Here is a 1,384-nt window from a genome sequence, read left to right as displayed (position 1 = left end):
ATGTTGGTTTTGGTCATCGGGGTCTCCGTGTGGTTCGTGGTTGAAGCGGTCAAACTCCACCTCGACCATACACCTCGATGGCCACCCGGGATTACACCGTTGGCGGTGCGGAAATTACACCACGTGCTCGGACACTAACTCCGCTTTCGTCTCTGATCCGGTTTCCCAAGCATGCAGGTAGACACAATTGTGTTTCAGGGTGCGCCAGAGCCTCTCGATGAAGATGTTGTCGAGGAAGCGTCCTTTCCCATCTGTCCACTGCCCGGCAGGGCATTGCGCAGCAGTGTCCCGAGAGGGGAGATCCGCACGCCAGATCGCCGCAACCGATCCGTCCAGACAAAGGATGTGAACTGGGACCCTTGATCTGTATTCATTATCTCGGGCGGCCCGAACTTGTGGATGGCCTCGTTCAGCGCGTTAACACAGAAGTCAGCCTCTAATGTCATCGATATCCGCCAAGATAGAACTTTTCGCGTGTGCCAGTCCATGATCGCCACCAGGTAGAGGACCCCGCGCCGCATGGGCAGATAGGTGATGTCTGAACACCAGAGCTGGTTTGGGCGTTCTACCTGCAGACCTCTGAGTGGATAGGGATAAGTCTTGTGCCCCCTTTGCCGGCCTGCTCGTGTTGGGCTTCTGGTAAATTGGCATCCAGCCCATCAGCCGCATTAGTCGCCGGATGCGCTTCTCGTTTACAAGTTGGCCGTCGTTGCGCAAGTGCCAGGTCATCTGCCGAACGCCGAAGAATGGGGTCTCCAAGAACAGCTCGTCGATCTGCCGCATCAGGTCGAGGTTCTGTTCGGTCTCGCCCTTCGGCTCGTAGTAATAGGATGAGCGTGCGATCGACAGCAGCTTGCATTGCTGACCGATGGACAAGTTCGGATGGTTCGGCTCGATCATGTCACGCCTCACTTCCCGCCCCAAGGCTTCAGCTTTCGCTCCAAAAAAGAATTGGCCAACGCCAGCTCCCCAATCTTGGCGTAAAGTTCCTTCAACTGCTCTTCATCAATCGCAGCCTTCTTGCTGCTCCCACGCTCGAACACGCCAGAAGCGCCTTCGCGTAGAGCGCGTTTCCACTGATGGATCATCGTCGCCTCTCGGTGTTTGCTTCGCAATCACCTGCCGGTAACAGATGCACACCAAACCGGCTCGCAAGCTCGGCTTCCGTCTCCTCACCCTTTAGGGCTTCCGGCGCGACCTTCGCCTTGAACTCAGGCGCATGCTGTTTCCGTTTCGACGTCTCTGTGTGAACGGCGGAGCAATACTCGGCCACGGTAGCGACGGCATAGTGTTGTCGCGGGCGGCGTAAAAGTCGTCCACTTTTGCCCTTTCGGATTTCGGGAGGGCTTGGGGATATACACCGTGGACTTGTATTTGAAGGTGC

Annotated in this window: 3 protein-coding genes; all 3 read right to left on the bottom strand. The window is 56.6% G+C overall.

The window, feature by feature from the left end; all coding sequences use genetic code 11:
* Positions 1 to 194 precede the first annotated feature (194 nt).
* The 3 genes from AB9K37_RS02740 to AB9K37_RS02730 are packed head-to-tail and all read right to left on the bottom strand — an operon-like array spanning position 195 to position 1,088.
* Positions 195 to 521 carry a DDE-type integrase/transposase/recombinase gene (locus AB9K37_RS02740; protein WP_369835443.1) on the bottom strand — a complete coding sequence of 109 codons (327 nt, stop codon included), beginning with the start codon at positions 519 to 521 and terminating at the stop codon, positions 195 to 197.
* Complete coding sequence (locus AB9K37_RS02735; RefSeq protein WP_369835442.1) at positions 430 to 900, bottom strand: IS3 family transposase; 471 nt, start codon at positions 898 to 900, stop codon at positions 430 to 432. The genes AB9K37_RS02740 and AB9K37_RS02735 overlap by 92 nt, the downstream gene beginning before the upstream one ends.
* A gap of 8 nt (positions 901 to 908) precedes the next feature.
* A complete protein-coding gene (locus tag AB9K37_RS02730) occupies positions 909 to 1,088 on the bottom strand; it encodes a hypothetical protein (RefSeq protein WP_369835441.1) in 180 nt (59 codons plus the stop codon).
* Positions 1,089 to 1,384: the final 296 nt, after the last annotated feature.

Source organism: Donghicola sp. XS_ASV15 (assembly GCF_041224595.1).
In the GTDB taxonomy this organism is placed as follows: domain Bacteria; phylum Pseudomonadota; class Alphaproteobacteria; order Rhodobacterales; family Rhodobacteraceae; genus Donghicola.
This window is presented reverse-complemented; position numbering and strand designations above follow the sequence as displayed.